A 16,136-nucleotide genomic window follows, 5' to 3' on the forward strand; every position below is an offset into this window, starting at 1 on the left:
TTGCCAGGATCTGCCATAGCCGAAAAATAGCAGCCCCAGCTCACAGCCGTTGCCCAACAACGAAACCCACAACCTCAACTGTGGATATGTGGATACTGGAGGACACAAGCTTAACTAAATGGCATTGGGAGAAGGGTCGCCCGATCCCGCCGCCCGAGAAGAAGGACCCGCCCGGCGGAGGGAAGCACGAGAAAGGCAAGTAGTGGCAAACGCGGAGCATCTTAACAGGGGACTGATCCGGGAGATCGAGAAGCTCGGGGATCTAGGACCGTGGCGTGAAGCGCTCCTAGCTGTTCCCCGGCATTTGTTCGTCCCAGATGTCGCCTACGTGTCTCCCGACGAAAGCGACGGGTACGTCATCGACAGGAACACCAACCCTGGAGAATGGCTGGTTGCTGCGTACCTCGATGAGGCGATCATTACGCAAGTCGATGACGGGGCGACCCCAATAACCGAGGCGGGAGCAGAGAACACCCGGTTCACTTCGTCGGCATCGGCGCCGTCCACCGTCATAGCCTTCCTTTCACTTCTGGGTGCAAGAAAAGGGCACAATGTTCTAGAGATCGGCACCGGCACGGGATGGACAGCCGCGCTATTGGCGGCCGTCGTAGGCGATCACAACGTGACTTCCGTGGAGATTGACCCGGAAGTGGCGAGGCAAGCAGCAGAGAGAACACTCTCTGCCGGATACACTCCGCAACTCGTTGCAGCAGATGGGGCTGAAGGGTTTCCGGGGAACGCACCTTATGATCGTGTGCATGTCACGTGCGGGATCGAGGAGATCCCGCCGGAGTGGCTCGCACAGACCAGGCCGGGCGGAATCATCGTTGCCCCTTATCGAAAAGAACTCGCGAGCATCGTGGTTCATGAAGATGGTGATTATACGGTGAAGGGTTATGGCCGCGCCCGGTTCATGATGCTCCGCTCTCAACGGGGGTGACAAGACTCCGCTGCGTTCGGAGTCAGGCTGGATGCTCTGTCCGCCGGTCTCTCGATTGCAGACCGCCGAGGATCGCCGGCTGCCCGCGAGCGGCCCGGAACCGTCCTCCCCAGGTGGTTCCGGGCCGCTCTCGCCGTCCGGCGGACCGCGCCCGATCTCCGCTACAGAATTCGGGGGTCTCGCGCTCGGACAGCGTTCCCGCCCATGGACGCCGGGGGGACATCCACGGACGGGACTCACACGGCCGCCGGTTGCGATTCCCGACCGTGTGAGCATCTGGCACGGGCTCCGGAGGGAGGGACGCCCACCCCTCAACCCCCTGGGCCCGCAAGCCCGCACGGGCGCGTGGAACCGCGGCGGCCGTGCGGGCTGTTCTCAGGGGTCTCCGTCGCCGATGGCGAGTTCCGACACTTTCTCGCCGGCCGCGTCGATCAGCTCGTTGATCGTGGATTTGAGGAACCCGTGGTGCTGCATGTGCCGTTCCAGGATGAGCCACGACACGCCCCATGCGAGGACGAGCGCGGATGTCGCGTCCCGCGCGGCGGCGTCCCTGAGCCGGGTTTCGGCTTCCTCCCGCGTGAACTCAGAGATTGAGCCGAGAAGCGCGGAGGGCATGCCTCGGGCCCGCCACACCTCTGCGAACGCCGCGACCGCGTTCTCGACCATGTCCGCTGGACGGCGCAGCTCTGTTGCCGTGTCGTGCGTCATGCCCGCCGCCGTCGCATTTCCATGATCGCCAGTTCCGCCGCGCCGCGCGGGTCCTCGGCCAGAGCCAGCCACCCCGTCTGACCGTTCGCCCCTGGCGTCGTGATCCACCACTGCCCGTGCTTGCGGTCGTAGGTGCATCCGAGCGTGAGCGTCCCGCCGATGCCGTCCACCCGGGACACCGCGAGCACCGGATACCCGCCCGCCTCCGCCAGCGCGCACGCCATGTCCTTCGCGCGAAGGACGGTGAAGTACGCCTGGACGGCCTTGAGCGCCTCCAGCCGCTCCGAATGAACCGAGGCAAGCACATGGAACAGGGCGGCGACCGAACGGCTCATGTCCGCCTCCAGACCCCCTTGCCTGAACGGGAGTTGATGATCTCGGGGTGGGGTGGCAGGAACCTGTGGATTTGGGGGGTTGTGTCTCGCGTGCATACCCATGGCCCGGCATCCCCTCAGGGCAGATGTTTGCGTCACTGACTATGAGGATGCGCTCACAGAGGGTAAGTTCGCTACGTTCGCGAACTAGAAGTAACAAGGGAGATGCGCCATGTCCGGACAGGACGATCTCGACCCGGATCGCTCACTGTGGCACTTCATAGCGGTCCAACTGCGAGTCCATCGCGAGCGTCAGGGGTGGTCGGAGACGCGCGTGGGAGAGCTAATAGACCGGACGCGTTCGGTCGTTTCGCGGTACGAGACCGGGAAGATTCACCTCCCCGCCAAGATCGCGCGGCTGATTGATGACGCCTGGGGAACAGATCTCCTATTCACCCGTCTTGTCGGATTCGCCAACGCAGCGCACGATGGAGACTGGCTGGTGGGGCTCGCCGACTGGGAGCAACGCGCAACGCGGCTTCGCCTCTGGGAGCTTGTCCTCATCCCGGGGTTGTTCCAGACAGAGGCTTACGCGCGGGCAGCGCTGGCCGCAGGACTAGCCGGAGACCTTGAGGAGCGACTACAGCGGAGGATGAACAGACAGAAAGCCGTGTTCGAGCGCGACGACCCCCCGCATATCTCCGCACTGATCAATTGGCCGTGCATCGCGCATCCCATCGGAGACAAGGACGTCATGCGGGCACAGCTTGAGCACCTCGTCCAGCTCGCGGACCTCCCGCACGTGAGCATCCGGCTTGTCCAGCCGGACGCGAACGCACACCCTGGGCTGGCCGGAGCGTTCGAGATCCTGACCGTCGATGCCCGCGACGTGGCTTACACAGACGACCCCGACGAGGGGCGGCTGATCATCAGCCCGCCGGACGTACAGCGATACACACTACGGTACGACCGTATAGGCGAACTGGCCGTTCCGCTGGACCCATCCCGGGTCCTGCTCACAGAAGCACTGGAGAAGTACACATGACAACCAAGTGGCGCAAGTCGAGCCGGAGCAATACCGACAACGGTGCATGTGTCGAGCTCGCGGCACTGACCGGACGGGTTGGCGTCCGCGACAGCAAGAACCCGAATGGGCCCAAGCTCGCACTCCCCGCCGTGAGCTTCGGTGACCTTGTGGCCGCGATCAAGCGCGGCGATCACGACATGCCGTAACCGGCCGACCGTGCACGCTGCACTCAAGCGGAGGATGGAGACCTACACATGACCCAGTGGCGAAAGTCGACCCGAAGCGGTTCGGGCGCGCAGTCTGACTGTGTAGAGGTTGCGCAGCTCCCCGGAACTGTCGGGATGCGGGACTCCACGAACCCGGGTGGGCCCAAGGTCGCGCTTCCTGCCGTGGGGTTCCGTGATCTCGTGGCCGCGATCAAGCGCGGCGAGTACGACGTGCCGTAACCGGGCGACCGCATTAAGCCCCGATCCCCCCGATCGGGGCTTTGTGCTGTTAGGCAGGGGCTATCGGGATGTCGAGGGTGAGGTGGTAGCCGTGGTCGGGGGTGGGGCCTGACTCCAGAGCGCCGCCTAGGAGTTCGGCGCGTTGGCGCAGGCCGATCAGGCCGTGGTGTGCGCTGGGGAGGGGAAGCGTGGGTCTGGTGGGTGCGGTGTTGGTGACGGTGGTGCGTACCGTCCCGTTGCGGTGGCGGACGTCGACTCGGGTGGTGGAGCCGGGGGCGTGCTTGCGGGCGTTGGTCAGCGCCTCCTGGACCGTGCGGTAGATGGCCCGCTGGACCGGAGGCGGAAGGTCGCCGTCCAGGTCGACGTGCAGGTCGGCCTTGATGCCGCAGCCCGCGACCAGGGTGTGGAGCTGGGCGAGGGTCGGCTGGGGGGTCAGCTCGGTGGGCGGGCTGCCCGAGGCGCGCAGGACGCTGACCATGTGCCGCAGCTCGTCCAGGGTCTGTACGCTCAGCCGCCGGATGGTGGTCGCGGCGTCCTTGGCGTCCGGGTCGCCCGTGCTGACCTGGAGCGCGCCGGCGCGTACCGCGATCAGGCTGACCTGGTGGGAGACGACGTCGTGCATCTCGCGGGCGAGCTGGGCGCGTTCCTTGGCGAGGACGCTCTGCGCGGCGAGGAACTGCTCGTGCTCGCGTACCTCGGTGATCTCGGACAGCCGGGCGGCGAGGTCGCGGCGGGCCTGGACGAGCCGGCCGAGCAGGGCCGGGGCGGCGGCCAGGCCCAGCCCGTACGCCAGGTCCGGCACGTCCGAGATGGCCACGATGGGCCCGATCTTGGGCGTCGGCCAGGGCAGCATGTAGCAGCCGGCGAACACCGCCGCGCAGACCGCCAGCAGCGACCGGCTGCGCGTCCGCGCCGCGAGGGAGTACATGGCGATCAGCGCCGCGGCCAGGGCGAACGAGGTCAGCACGCTGGGCACGGTCAAGATGAACACCGGCAGCGGCGCGCGGCGGCGCAGCAGCAGGGCGGACGAGGCGACCGCGGCGCATGCGGTGTCGGAGCCCGTGCCGAGGCTCCCCTGGAACCATGCGTCCAGCAGCGAAACGGTGACGAGGCCCGCATCCGTTAGGGGACGGCGCAGGGCGGCCCATTTCACGTGCCGGCCCCGTCGCGCGAGGTGAGCAGGCCGGCGCGGTCGGCCAGCAGCGCGGCCTGAACTCGACCGCCGACCTCCAGTTTGGCGAGGATCGCGCTGACGTGGTCTTTCACGGTCGAGGTGCTCAGGTGCACGCGGGTCCCGATCTCGGCGTTCGACAACCCCTGGGCGACCAGCACGAGCACGTCCCGCTCGCGGTCGGTCAGCCGCGCCACGGCGCTGACGGCCGGTGCCTGGGACCCGGCGTCCAGATAGCCGTCGACGACCGTGCGGGTGACCTTGGAGGACAGCGCGAGCCCGCCTGCGGCGAGGGTGCGTACCAGGTGGGCCAGGTGTTCGGGGTCGGTGTCCTTCAGCACGAACCCGGCCGCGCCGGACCGCAGCGCGCCGGCCACGAACTCATCGGTGTCGAAGGTGGTGAGCATGTCACCACGGGGGGATCGGCCAGCCGGCGGATGTCGGCGAGCACGGTCAGCCCGTCGACGTCCGGCATCCGGATGTCCAGGAGCACGATGTCGGGGCGCAGTTCCCGGACGGCGCGCAGCGCCTCGCCGCCCGCGACCGCCCCGACCGTCTCGATGCCGTCGGCGGCGTTGAGGATATGCGTGAAGCCGGTACGGATCAGTGCCTCGTCATCGACCACTAGCACGCGGATCACGTTTCGATTACTACCACGCCTGGCGTCGGTGGTCCGGCCCACGGCCGCGAACACCCGCCGGTTGGCCGGGTAGCTCCAGACAGGCGGCGGATGGGATCGGCCTCCCCGGGCCGCGACATTCGATGACATGACGCAGCAGGCTCTCCCGACCGAGCACGGCGCCCCGGCGACGGGCCGTCTCGTGGGTCTTGATCTGGCCCGATGCCTGGCGGTCTTCGGGATGTACGTGTCGCACGTCGGCCCGGATCCGGCGGACGGAGGGGCGGCCGGCATGTTCGCGGAGTTGACGCATGGCAGGTCCATGGCCTTGTTCGCGCTGCTCGGCGGGGTGACGCTGGTCATCATCGGGGGTCGCGCGACGCCGAAGACCGGCTGGCCCGGCAGGCAGGCCGCGGCGAAGATCGTCATCCGCGCGGCGATCCTGCTGGCGCTCGGCACCGCGCTGACCATGACCGGAACCCCGGTGGAGGTGATCCTCGCCTACTACGGCGCGTACTTCCTGCTCGCGCTGCCTCTGATCCGCCTCCGCGCCCGGACGCTGGCCCTGGTCGCGGCCGGGTGGGCGCTGGCCGGTCCGCAACTCTCGTACGCGATTCAGGACGTTCTGGACGGAGGTGGCCCGCTGAGCGGCGGAGGTCTCCTCGATCTTCTGTTCACGGGCAACTACCCGGCGCTGACCTACATGCCGTTCCTGATCGCGGGGATGGCCCTCGGCCGCCTAGATCTCGCCTCGGCGGCCGTCCGCGTCCGCGTCGCGGCGATCGGCGGAGTCCTTACGGTGCTCGGGTACGGCGGGTCGTGGCTGGTTTTCCGCCTCTTCCCGGGCGTTGTGGAGGCGACCGGGGCGCCGGCGGCCTGGTGGTCCGACGTCGACGGCGATCCGTCCGGCGGGGCCGCCTGGCTGCTGACCGCCGCGCCGCACGGCGAGACGACCCTCTCAGTGGTCGGCGGCACCGGCGCGGCCCTGATGGTGACGGCCGCGGCGCTGGCCGTGGGCGACCGACTGCGCCGCCTGGCCGCCCCGCTGATCGCGGTCGGCTCGATGTCGCTGACCGCGTACGTCGCCCATATCGTCGTGTTCCTGCCGCTGGGCACCGGGGACCTGCCGGAATGGCCGCCGCATATCCTGCTCGGCTTCCTGCTCGCGGTGACCGCCCCGGCGTTCCTGTGGTCCCGGCGCTTCCGGCGCGGGCCGCTGGAGCACCTCGTCTACACCGCGGCCGCAGCGAGCCGGTACGTCCGATGACGCCGGACGTGGGAAGGGGTGTGGCGGTTGTCAGGGGGCCCGGTGCTGGCCATCAGCGCCCGTTAAAGCGGGATATTGGATAAAAGTGGGGTCCGTTTCACAAGAAGGGACCCAACTGGGTGAAGAAGCTTATTGTTTCGGGGGCCGTCGCGATCATCGGGGCGGTCGGGGCCGGGGTGCTGGTGGCGGGGCCCGCAGAGGCCGCGAGTGCCGTGCAGATCCACCGCGTGTACTTCGACTCGCCGGGCAGTGACCGGGGCTCGAACGCGTCGCTGAACGGCGAATGGGTTCAGCTGTTCAACACGTCCAGGACGTCCCGGCAGCTCAGGGGCTACAAGCTGAAGGACAGGACCGGATTCACGTACACGTTCGGCTCGTTCAAGCTCGGCGGACGGAAGTCGGTGTACGTCCACACGGGGAAGGGGCGCAACAACGCCACCCACCGGTACTGGGGCATGACCCGGTACGTGTGGAACAACAACGGGGACAAGGCGTACTTCCGCTACCCGAACGGGTCGCTGGCCGACTCGTGCTCGTGGGGCAGCAGCGGGTCGTCCAAGTACTGCTAGCGGGGTAGCGCTAGCGCGGCGTGAGGCCCGGGAGCGCGGTCCCGGGCCTCACATGCTTTTAGTGCGGTTTGCGGACCAGGAGGCGGCCGTGTTGGAACCGCTCGGTGTCTTCGGGGACGCGTGACATGCGCGCTATCTCGGTGAATCCGGCCTTGTCCAGCAGCTCGGCGAGGCGGTCGAGCGGCCAGCGGTAGGCGAGCGACACCTTGTGGTCGAACGGTTGCGGCGCGGGCCCGTCGTCCTCGAAGAAGCCGAGCAGCAGGTAGCCGCCCGGAGCCAGGACGCGGTGGAACTCGGTGAGCGTCGCCGGGACCCGCTCCGGTGGGCTGTGGATCATCGAGTACCAGGTGAGGATGCCGCCGAGCGTGCCGTCCGCCGCGTCGAGGGAGGTCATCGAGCCCACGTCGAACCGGAGGTCGGGGTGGGTCCGGCGGGCGTGGGCGATCATGGCGGGGGACAGGTCGAGGCCGAAGGCCGCGCAGCCGAGCGCGTGCAGGTGCGCCGTCAGGTGGCCGGGGCCGCAGCCGAGGTCCGCGACGGGTCCGGCGGCCCGCGTCAGCTCGGCGAACGCTTCGACGAGGGCCCGGTCCAGCGGGCCGGTCTTGCTCACGTCGCCGAAGAGCTCGGCGTACTGGACGGTCACGGCGTCGTAGGCCGCTGACAGGTCGTTCATGATCGAAACGATAGCCCCGAGTCGCGGGATCGCGTGTCGGCATGACCTGATCGCCCTACTCTGTCGGAATGATCCCCGCTTTGGCCCCTTCCTCCCCAGTGGTCCGGCTCGGTTGGCTGGACGTGCTGCGGGGATGGGCGGCCCTGGTGGTGGCCCTCCAGCACGCGAGCTACTTCTACCTGCCCGGTTTGCGGGGGTGGCTGAACGAGTGGTTCGATCTCGGCACCTATGGCGTGCTCGTGTTCTTCCTGGTCAGCGGCTATATCGTCCCGGCGTCGCTGGAGCGGCGGGGCAGTGTGCGCGCGTTCTGGATCGGCCGGTTCTTCCGGATCTACCCGCTGCTGGCCGTGGCGTGCGTGCTCGCGGTTCTGCCGTTCGGGCTGCGGGCGGGCCTGGAGGAGTACCGCACGGCGACCGCCGTCGTGGCGCACCTGACGATGCTCCAGGACCTGCTGGCCGTCCCCAGCGCGATGAACGTGCTGTGGACGCTGTCGTACGAGATGGCCTTCTACCTGCTGATCGTCGCGCTGTTCGTGGGCGGCGCGCACCGCCGGTCGGCGCCGGTCGCCATGGGCCTGGCGGGGGTCGCGCTCCTGGCGGGCGGGGCGCTGCCGATGGCTCTGCTGTCCCGGACGGCAGGGACGGGCGCCGTGGTCGCCGCGGCCGCGGTGATGCTGGTGGCCGCCATCGGCGCGGCGATGTCGGACCGTCCGGCCGTGCGCGTCGCGGGCGGCCTGCTCGGCGGGCTGCTGGCCCTCGTCCTGGTGACGGCGAACGGCCGGCTCGGCCCCTGGCTGGGGCTGGCCATGATGGCGCTCATGTTCACCGGCACCGCCGTCCACCGCGCCGAGCACCACCAGATCGGACGGCGCGCGGCGGTGCTGACCGCCTGCACGGTGCTGGCGGCCGCGCTCGCGACGGGGCTGTGGAACGCGCGGGCGAGCGGGTGGGGCGGGCACGTCGAGCTGGTCTGGTGCGGCCCGGTGGTGCTGGCCGCCGCGACGTTCGGCGCCGCGTGGGCCCTGCGGCGCCGAAGCTTCCCGCGCTGGGCCGTGGCCCTCGGCACCGCGAGCTACTCGATCTACCTGCTGCATCCGCTGCTGCTGATCGCGTCGGGCGAGCTTCTCGGCAGGACCGGCGGCACGGACGTCGCGGGCCTGGCCGTCTTCGCCGTGGTCCTGCTGGCGGCGAGCTGGGCCGCGCAGCGCTGGATCGAGGCCCCGGCCCAGCGCCTGGGCCGCCGCGTCGTCCGGCGGGTGGTCCCGGTGGGCGGTCCGCCGGTCGTCCCGCAGGAAAGGGGTGGACGGGACGCGCCCCGCTCTGCCATCCTTCCCGGCATGATCGTTGGAAAGGACGGCGCCACCCCTAGCCGGTGAGCGCTCTGGTGCAGCGGGAAGCTGCCGACATCCGTGAAGACTGGCTGGGCGTGGCGTTGTCGACGCTGCCCGCCGACCGTCCGGCCGCAGAGGCCGCCATCTCCGGGCTGTACCGCCTGATCGGGTACGCCCCACCGCGATTCCACTGGGTCCCGTCGCCGCTGGCCGCTGTGGAGACCGTCCCACCCGGCCTGGGGCCGCGCCCAGCGGAGACCGTCGAGCGCCTCGCCGAATGGCCCGTGCCGAAGCTCCTGGCCGCCTTGCGGACGGCGCTGTTCGCCGAACTCGACACCCAACTGCGCCGCTACTCCGGGGCCCTGGCGCAGATGATGCACCGGGAGGTCCGCCTTCCGCTCTGGCGAACGTCCGTGGGCTCGCTGTTCATCGCGCTCCGCGCCGCCCACGGCACGCCGCCCGTCGCCGGGACCGGCTGGTACACGATGCAGTGCGTCTCGCAGGTCGCCCTCTACGACGGCGTCCGGAGGGCAGCCGGTGCGGCGTTCACCCCCGACCAGGACCGGCGCCTCGACCTGTGGACGACCGCAGCGCGGTCGTGCGGCTTGTGGTGGCCCCGCGAGGACGTGTGCGTGATCTCCGAGCGGCCCGTCGCCGTCCACACCGAGGTGGCGGGCGAGGACGGCGAGGTGCGGCTGCACAACGAGGACGGCCCCGCCGTGCGCTACTCCGATGGCTGGGACGTGCACGTCTGGCACGGGACGCGGGTGCCCGCATGGGTCATCACCGACCCGGACGTCCGGCGGATCGAGCGGGAGGGCAACGTCGAGGTCCGGCGGTGCGCGATCGAGCGTATCGGCTGGCCGTCCTACATCGAGCGGGCCGGCCTCGTGCTGCTCGCCACCGCGCCGGACCCGGGCAATCCCGGCTCGCACCTCAGGCTCTACGACATGCGGAAGGAGACGAGGGTGCTCCTCGCGGTCAACGGGTCCGTCGAGCGGGACGGGCGGCGCCGCCAGTACGGGCTGACCGTGCCCGGCCGCTTCCACGACCCGGTCGCCGCCGCCGGCTGGACGTACGGGCTGTCCGCCGAGCAGTACTCCCAACTCCTACGACGAACCTGAGGTGATTCCCATGAACATGACTCTCGCTTCCCTTACCCAGCGGACCGGGCGCGCGGTGCTCGACCACCTTGAGCGGTCCGTGGCCATCCCCGTCGTCGACGGCCTCCAGGCTCAGGGCGACCTCATCGTCATCCCGCTGGCCGTCGTCGCGCCGGTCGTCCGGCCGTTGCCCTCGCCGTCCTGGCGGGATGTCCCGCCCGAGGGCATCGAGCTGCTGCGCGGCGAGGCGGGCGGCAACCCCCACACGCTCGTCGCCGAGCCCGGCACCTGCCGGTGGACCGCCGGCGTGGAGGACTTCGACCGGCTGGCGCTCGGGCTGTTCGAGACCACGGCGGTCGCGTACCTGCTCCACCCCGAGCACGGGGCCACGGGCTGCCCGCCGGGCACCTACGTCGTCCGCCGCCAGCGCGAGCAGGAGGGCAGCCGGGCCCGTCTCGTGGCGGACTGACGCCTTCTCCGGCAGGCGCCCGCACGGTGTGCGGGCGCCTGCGCGCGCGTCCGGGGGCGCCTGCGCGCGCGTTCGGGGGGCCTACGGGCGCGTCCGGGCCTCGGAGGGCGTGCGGCCGAAGCGGGAGCGGAACAGGCGGGCGAAGTGGGCCTGGCTGGAGAAGCCCCAGCGGTAGGCGACGTCGGCGATCGTGCCGGTGGCGCCGGGGGTGGTGAGCTCGTCGTGGGCCCGCTGGAGGCGGCGCTCCAGGATGTGCCGGGACGGGGTGGTGCCCGCGGCCTCGAAGATCCGTCCGAGGTGCCGGACGGAGACGCCCATCACGCCCGCGACCTGGCCGGGGGTGAGGCAGGCGTCGTGCAGGTGCCGCTCGATGTACTCCTCGGCGAGGAGGAACTGGGTCTGGTAGGCGGTCGGCGCGGGCCGCCCGCCGGAGCGCTCGGCGGCCAGGAGCCTGATCAGGTCCAGGACGGTCCCGCGCGCCTCGGCCGGGTCGCCCGCGCCGGGGTTCTCCAGGACGGAGCGGAGCGCCACGAGCAGGTCGCCCTCGCGGGCCGTCCCGCGGCCGAACAGCAGCGGGGCGGGGACGCCGCCCTCCATGCACTCCCGGACGAACAGCTCGCGCGGGATGTCGACCAGGAACTGCCGCATGGACGAGGAGAAGCCGAACAGGTACGGACGGCGCGTGTCGTAGACGACGAGGTCGCCCGCGGTGGCGGCCAGGCAGCCGTGCTCGTGCAGGAAGACCGCCTCGCCCTTGACCAGCAGCGTCGCGAACACCGAATCCTTCGGGGTGGCCTTGGCGACCTGCGGGGTGCGCTCGATGGTGTGCGCGTTCCCGCTGATCTCGGCCAGCCGGACGTCGTCGAGCTGGAAGTTGGACTGCCGCGCCACCAGCCCGCTCTCGGAGTAGGAGGTGCACGACAGCCCGACCAGCGCCTTGCGGTTGTACTCCTCCCAGTACTCGATGCGCTCGCGCGGATCGACGTTCTCCGTGGTCGCCTGGGAGATCATCAGTGCGGGTGCCGGCATGGTCTGCTCCTCCCGGGTGCTCGGGCGGCCCTCAGAAGGAGCTTATGCGGTGATGCACGTCATACCGCCAGATAACCTCCGTCCACCGGAAGGACGGCGCCGTTGACGTACGACGCGGCGGGCGAGCAGAGGAACGCCACGACCGACGCCACCTCGCGCGGCCGCCCGTACCGCCCGAACGGGATCCGGGCGAGGACGGCCGCCGCTGCGGGCGGGTCGTCCAGCAGGCCTCGGGCGAGCGGGGTGACGACGAAGCCCGGCGCGACGGCGTTCACCCGGATGCCGTCGCCCGCGTACTCGGCCGCCAGGGAGCGGGTCAGCTGGGAGATCCCGCCCTTGCTCGCGCTGTAGGCGGGCCGGTCCCGGCTTCCGGTGAACGCGAACATCGACGAGACGTTCACGATCCCGCCCGCGCCGTCCGCGCCGCGCGCGAGGGCGGGCCGGGCGGCCTGGCAGGCGATCATCGTGGCGGTCAGGTTGATCTCCAGGACGCGCCGCCAGCGCTCGATGTCGTACTCGTCGCGGTCGTGGCTGACGCCCGCGCAGTTCACCAGGACGTCGAGGCGGCCCGCGTCGGCGATCAGCCCGGTCAGGCCGCCGCCGTCCAGGACGTCGTGCTCCACCACGCGGACGGCCGGATGGCCGGGCAACTCGCCCTCGTCCGCCGGGCGCAGGCCCAGCGCGATCACCTCGGCGCCCAGCTCGGCGAGCAGGACGGCCGTCGCGGAGCCGATCCCGGACGTGCCGCCGGTCACCAGCGCACGCCGCCCGGCGAACAGCCCCGGCTCGAATCCCCCGCTCATGGCCGCACCAGCACCTTGATCTCCTCCTTGGCGTTCAGCAGGGCCTCGAAGCCGTCCCGGACGACGTCGGCGAGCGGGACGGTCGAGGTGACGATGGCCGTCAGGTCCAGCCCCTCCTCGGCCACCAGGCGGATCAGCTCGGGGTGGGCGTCCCGGTACCCGACCGACCCGATGATCGTCTGCTCGTTGTTGACCAGGGCGAACGCGTCGACGGCGAACGTCCCGCCGAGCCCGAGCAGGACGACCCGGCCGCCGCGCCGGGTGGCGGCGAGGCAGTCGCGCAGCGTCCCCTCGGTGCCGACGGCCTCGAACGCCACGTCCGCGGCGCCCTCGGGCAGCGCCCCGGCGTCCAGGACCTCCGTGGCGCCCAGGCGGCGGGCCAGGGCGCGGCGCGTCCCGGACGGGTCGGACGCGATGATCCTTCCCGCCCCGTAGCGGGCGGCGAGCTGCACGACGAGCAGCCCGATCGGGCCGAGGCCGACGACCGCGACCGTCTCCCCGTCCCGCAGCCCGGACCGGCGCAGCGCGTGCAGCGCGACCGCCGCCGGCTCGAACACGGCCGCCTGTTCGAGGGTGACCCCCTCGGGCAGCCGGTGCAGCATGTAGGACGGGACGACGGCGCGTTCGGCCAGGCCGCCATCGCCCATCAGCCCGGCGAACCCGAAGTGGCGGCACAGGTTGTACTCGCCCGCCAGGCAGCGGGCGCACGCGCCGCACCGGTAGTGCGGCTCGACCGCGACCGTGTCGCCTGGCCGGAACCCGGTCACGCCGGGCCCGACCTCCGCGACCGTCCCGCAGAACTCGTGCCCCAGGGTCAGCGGGGCCTCCCGGCCCGACTCGGGGTGCGGGGCATCGACGGGGATCGCGTGCGGCCCGTCCAGGTACTCGTGCAGGTCGCTGCCGCAGATCCCGCAGTACGCGACCGTGATCGCCACCTCGCCGGGCCCCGGGGGACCCGCCGGGACGTCCTCGACCCGGACGTCCCGCGCCCCGTACCAGACCGCCGCCTTCACACGCTCTCCTTCACGATGGCGCCGCCGCCGCGGCGGCGCAGGACGGCCGGCGCGGTCTCGCGGAGCGCGAACGACAGGGCCACGACGATCGCCGCGCCGCCCGCCGCGATGAACATGGCGGCCTGAAGGCCCCAGGCGTCGGACGCCCAGCCCGCGACGAGCGGTCCGAGGAACCCGCCGGCCAGCTCGCCCACGCCCATGATCACGCCGAGCGCGGTGGCGAGCGCCCCGCGCGGGACGGTCTCCGCCGGGATGGTCGCCATGATCAGCGTGAAGCAGCCGAGCCCGGTGTAGGTGAGGATCATCAGCGCGCCGAGGGCCACCGGGCTCTCCACGTACACGACCGCGATCGGGCAGAGCACCGCGAGCGCCGTGAACCCGATCAGCGCGGGCTTGCGGCCGATCCGGTCGGAGATCGCGGGCGTCGCGAACCCCCACAGCACCCAGGCGACGCCGAGGCAGGTCATGACCGCGCTCATCGTCCCGGAGCCCCAGTCCTTCTCGTCGGTCAGGTACTTGGGCGTGAACGTGATCAGCGTGACGAACCACGTCAGGTAGCAGCAGGCGATCAGCATGCAGACCACCACGTTGCGCAGCCGCAGCACGTCCATCACCGGCACCTTCTCCGGAGCGGGCGCGGGGGCCGCGTCGGGTACGCCGGACGCCGCGGCGGCCTTGCCCGTTCGCGGCGCGTGCTCCAGCACGTACTTCGCGATCAGCACCGTGATGATCACCCCGGGGATGATCGTCACGAAGAACGCCGTCCGCCAGCCGAACGCGTCGGCGAGCCGCACCACGAGGATCGGCGCGACGATGCCGCCGAGCAGGCCCGCCGAGGAGCCCTGGAGCAGCCCCATGTTGAGGCCGCGCCGCGACTCCCGGGACGCCTCCACCATCAGCGACTGCGCCATCGGCAGCACCGCGCCCTCGGCGGTGCCCATCAGGGCGCGGGCGGCGAGCAGCCCGACGAACCCGGTCATCAGGCCGGACGCCGAGGAGAACACCGAGAACAGCAGGACCGCGACGACCAGGATCGGCTTGCGCCGCCCCAGCCGGTCCGACAGGCTCCCGGCGAACATCCCGGCCAGCGCCCAGGTCAGCGCCAGCACCCCGGACAGGATCCCGAGCTGGGAGTTGGACAGCCCGAAGTCGTCGTCCATGTAGGGGGCGAGGAACGCCAGGGCCTGCCGGTCGAAGAACACGAAGCCGAAGGCCAGGAACAGGATGGCCAGCAGCCGGTTCTCGTACCGGTCGGCGGAGACCGGGGCGTTCCGGACGAGCGTGTCGGTCATGGTCAGCGGAACAGGGCGTTGACGTAGTCCGCGCCGATCCCGACCTCGTCGTAGTGCTTGCGGCACATGTCGATGTAGTCGTGGACGTCGAAGAAGCCCTCGGGGTCGCCGTTCTCGTCCAGCCAGACCAGCGGGCCCTTGACGATGAACAGCGTCTTCATCGGCTCGGGGTCGTCATAGGCGACGAGGGTGTGGCCCTCGCCGGGCGCCTCGTAGATGAAGTCGCCCGCGGTGGCCGTCCAGGGCCGCTCCAGGTACCCCCACTTGCCCGAGATGGTGTAGGCGAACACCTCGTGCGGGTGGTAGTGCCGGTTGACGAGCCCGGCCTGCTTCGCGCGCAGGATGTCGGACCAGGTGTTGTCCTTGACGTTGATCCACAGCGGCCGCGAGCCGACCGTCTCGGTGAACGGGACGTAGTACCGGTCGTCGTCGGTGGCGACCTTCGACAGGTACACCTCCGGCAGCGCGTCGGGCTTCTGCGAGTTCTCGATCGGCTTGAGGTTCTTCCAGAACTCCGAACCAGGGGTTTCAGGCATGTGAACGGCTCCTCTCCATTGCGGTGAGTGAACCTCCTGGACCCCGCTCCCGTCTTTCCTGTGGCAGACGCCACGGTTTGCAGATCCCAGACATCGGCCCCCGGCGTCCGGGCTAGAAGTCGGTGTCCTTGAACTCGACGGGGCCCATGTCCATCTCGAAGCTGCCGTCCGCGTACAGCAGCGGACGGGCCTCGCCGCCGCTGCTGTAACGTTCCACGTGCCTGATCTCGACGCCGCCGGGGGCAGTGAAGTCCACCAGCGTGATCGCCACCCAGTACGAGCTCGGCCTGTCGTTGAACAGCGGCACCGTGACCGTGGAGCCGCGTCCGTCCGTCACCATCGCGTGGGCGCCGTAGGACTTGAACGAGCCCGCGCCGTTCTCCACCGCGCTGTAGGCGCAGATCAGCACGTACCCCTGCTGGTCCGGGCGGGTGATCCTGATCGTCTCCCGGCCGGGCACCTTGGCGTCCCCGTCCAGCTGGAGGAAGGGCGGGGCGGTCAGCGAGCCGAGATCGCGGTAGTAGACGGTCCCGTCGGTCTCCGTCCGTCGCTTGCCCTTCTTGCCCTTCTTGGCCAGCGGGCCCGCGCCGGCCGCCTCCACCTGGTGGGCGGGCACGTAGAGGGCGTACAGGTCCAGGTCCGCGCCCATCTCGCGGCGGTCGTCGCTCCCGCCGTCCCATTCGAGGGTGGCGGTGACCGTCGCGGTGGTGTCCCCCTTGTCGAGGCTGATGACCGCCCGGCCCTCCTTCTTGAGGGTGATCTTGCCGAGCGGCATGGCCGGAGGCGCCTGCGCGGGCGCCGGGGCCTGCGCGGGCGGGGCGGCCTG

At 70.6% G+C, this 16,136-nt stretch carries 19 protein-coding genes and 1 pseudogene; 9 read left to right on the forward strand and 11 right to left on the reverse strand.

Annotation, left to right across the window (positions count from 1 at the left end; genetic code table 11):
- The first annotated feature begins 202 nt into the window (after positions 1-202).
- Entirely contained in the window at positions 203-940 is a 738-nt protein-coding gene (locus tag E1298_RS30410) for a methyltransferase domain-containing protein (RefSeq protein ID WP_165975743.1), read from the forward strand.
- Between the two features lie 375 nt (positions 941-1,315).
- Here E1298_RS30410 and E1298_RS30415 read toward each other — a convergent pair whose 3' ends face one another.
- A complete protein-coding gene (locus E1298_RS30415) occupies positions 1,316-1,648 on the reverse strand; it encodes a hypothetical protein (protein WP_131899332.1) in 333 nt (110 codons plus the stop codon).
- Positions 1,645-1,983 (reverse strand): hypothetical protein, encoded by a 339-nt coding sequence (locus E1298_RS30420; protein WP_131899334.1) that lies wholly within the window; start codon positions 1,981-1,983, stop codon positions 1,645-1,647. Before E1298_RS30420 ends, E1298_RS30415 begins: the two co-directional genes overlap by 4 nt.
- A 211-nt stretch (positions 1,984-2,194) precedes the next feature.
- On the opposite strand from E1298_RS30420, the gene E1298_RS30425 reads away from it, so the two are divergent.
- From E1298_RS30425 to E1298_RS30435, 3 genes are read left to right on the forward strand one after another with little or no spacing between them, the layout of a single operon-like run.
- Positions 2,195-3,007, forward strand: a complete 813-nt coding sequence (locus E1298_RS30425) for a helix-turn-helix domain-containing protein (protein WP_131899336.1) — start codon at positions 2,195-2,197, stop codon at positions 3,005-3,007.
- Positions 3,004-3,195: a DUF397 domain-containing protein gene (locus E1298_RS30430; protein ID WP_131899338.1), complete on the forward strand. Its 192-nt coding sequence runs from the start codon at positions 3,004-3,006 to the stop codon at positions 3,193-3,195. Before E1298_RS30425 ends, E1298_RS30430 begins: the two co-directional genes overlap by 4 nt.
- A 48-nt stretch (positions 3,196-3,243) precedes the next feature.
- Positions 3,244-3,435 carry a DUF397 domain-containing protein gene (locus E1298_RS30435; protein ID WP_131899340.1) on the forward strand — a complete coding sequence of 64 codons (192 nt, stop codon included), beginning with the start codon at positions 3,244-3,246 and terminating at the stop codon, positions 3,433-3,435.
- 49 nt (positions 3,436-3,484) lie between these two features.
- Here E1298_RS30435 and E1298_RS30440 read toward each other — a convergent pair whose 3' ends face one another.
- Both E1298_RS30440 and E1298_RS30445 read right to left on the reverse strand, forming a co-directional pair.
- Positions 3,485-4,588 (reverse strand): sensor histidine kinase, encoded by a 1,104-nt coding sequence (locus E1298_RS30440; protein ID WP_131899342.1) that lies wholly within the window; start codon positions 4,586-4,588, stop codon positions 3,485-3,487.
- Positions 4,585-5,246, reverse strand: a pseudogene (locus E1298_RS30445) (response regulator). Before E1298_RS30445 ends, E1298_RS30440 begins: the two are co-directional and overlap by 4 nt.
- Before the next feature lie 127 nt (positions 5,247-5,373).
- On the opposite strand from E1298_RS30445, the gene E1298_RS30450 reads away from it, so the two are divergent.
- Together E1298_RS30450 and E1298_RS30455 are read left to right on the forward strand one after the other, a co-directional pair.
- A complete protein-coding gene (locus tag E1298_RS30450) occupies positions 5,374-6,492 on the forward strand; it encodes a DUF418 domain-containing protein (protein WP_131899344.1) in 1,119 nt (372 codons plus the stop codon).
- A 119-nt stretch (positions 6,493-6,611) separates the two neighbouring features.
- On the forward strand, positions 6,612-7,061 hold the full coding sequence (locus E1298_RS30455) for a lamin tail domain-containing protein (protein WP_243725905.1): 450 nt from the start codon (positions 6,612-6,614) through the stop codon (positions 7,059-7,061).
- Between the two features lie 58 nt (positions 7,062-7,119).
- On the opposite strand, the gene E1298_RS30460 is transcribed toward E1298_RS30455, so the two are convergent.
- A complete protein-coding gene (locus E1298_RS30460) occupies positions 7,120-7,734 on the reverse strand; it encodes a class I SAM-dependent methyltransferase (protein WP_131899346.1) in 615 nt (204 codons plus the stop codon).
- A 68-nt stretch (positions 7,735-7,802) separates the two neighbouring features.
- Here E1298_RS30460 and E1298_RS30465 point away from each other — a divergent pair, with 68 nt between their 5' ends.
- The 3 genes from E1298_RS30465 to E1298_RS30475 are packed head-to-tail and all read left to right on the forward strand — an operon-like array spanning position 7,803 to position 10,637.
- Complete coding sequence (locus E1298_RS30465; RefSeq protein WP_131899348.1) at positions 7,803-9,110, forward strand: acyltransferase family protein; 1,308 nt, start codon at positions 7,803-7,805, stop codon at positions 9,108-9,110.
- An 8-nt stretch (positions 9,111-9,118) separates the two neighbouring features.
- Positions 9,119-10,189, forward strand: coding sequence for a DUF6745 domain-containing protein (locus tag E1298_RS30470; protein WP_207944926.1), 1,071 nt, complete (start codon positions 9,119-9,121; stop codon positions 10,187-10,189).
- A gap of 10 nt (positions 10,190-10,199) precedes the next feature.
- On the forward strand, positions 10,200-10,637 hold the full coding sequence (locus E1298_RS30475) for a hypothetical protein (RefSeq protein ID WP_131899352.1): 438 nt from the start codon (positions 10,200-10,202) through the stop codon (positions 10,635-10,637).
- Between the two features lie 81 nt (positions 10,638-10,718).
- On the opposite strand, the gene E1298_RS30480 is transcribed toward E1298_RS30475, so the two are convergent.
- The 6 genes from E1298_RS30480 to E1298_RS48520 all read right to left on the reverse strand — a co-directional run.
- A complete protein-coding gene (locus tag E1298_RS30480; protein WP_131899354.1) occupies positions 10,719-11,666 on the reverse strand; it encodes a helix-turn-helix domain-containing protein in 948 nt (315 codons plus the stop codon).
- Between the two features lie 59 nt (positions 11,667-11,725).
- Entirely contained in the window at positions 11,726-12,469 is a 744-nt protein-coding gene (locus E1298_RS30485) for an SDR family NAD(P)-dependent oxidoreductase (protein WP_131899356.1), read from the reverse strand.
- On the reverse strand, positions 12,466-13,482 hold the full coding sequence (locus E1298_RS30490) for a 2,3-butanediol dehydrogenase (RefSeq protein WP_131899358.1): 1,017 nt from the start codon (positions 13,480-13,482) through the stop codon (positions 12,466-12,468). Before E1298_RS30490 ends, E1298_RS30485 begins: the two co-directional genes overlap by 4 nt.
- A complete protein-coding gene (locus E1298_RS30495) occupies positions 13,479-14,774 on the reverse strand; it encodes an MFS transporter (RefSeq protein ID WP_131899360.1) in 1,296 nt (431 codons plus the stop codon). Before E1298_RS30495 ends, E1298_RS30490 begins: the two co-directional genes overlap by 4 nt.
- A 2-nt stretch (positions 14,775-14,776) precedes the next feature.
- Positions 14,777-15,310: a 2,4'-dihydroxyacetophenone dioxygenase family protein gene (locus E1298_RS30500; protein ID WP_131899362.1), complete on the reverse strand. Its 534-nt coding sequence runs from the start codon at positions 15,308-15,310 to the stop codon at positions 14,777-14,779.
- A gap of 112 nt (positions 15,311-15,422) precedes the next feature.
- Positions 15,423-16,136: hypothetical protein (locus E1298_RS48520; RefSeq protein ID WP_207944927.1), on the reverse strand; the 714-nt coding region annotated here is incomplete at its 5' end.

It is taken from the genome of Actinomadura rubrisoli, assembly GCF_004349215.1.
In the GTDB taxonomy this organism is placed as follows: Bacteria; Actinomycetota; Actinomycetes; order Streptosporangiales; family Streptosporangiaceae; genus Spirillospora; species Spirillospora rubrisoli.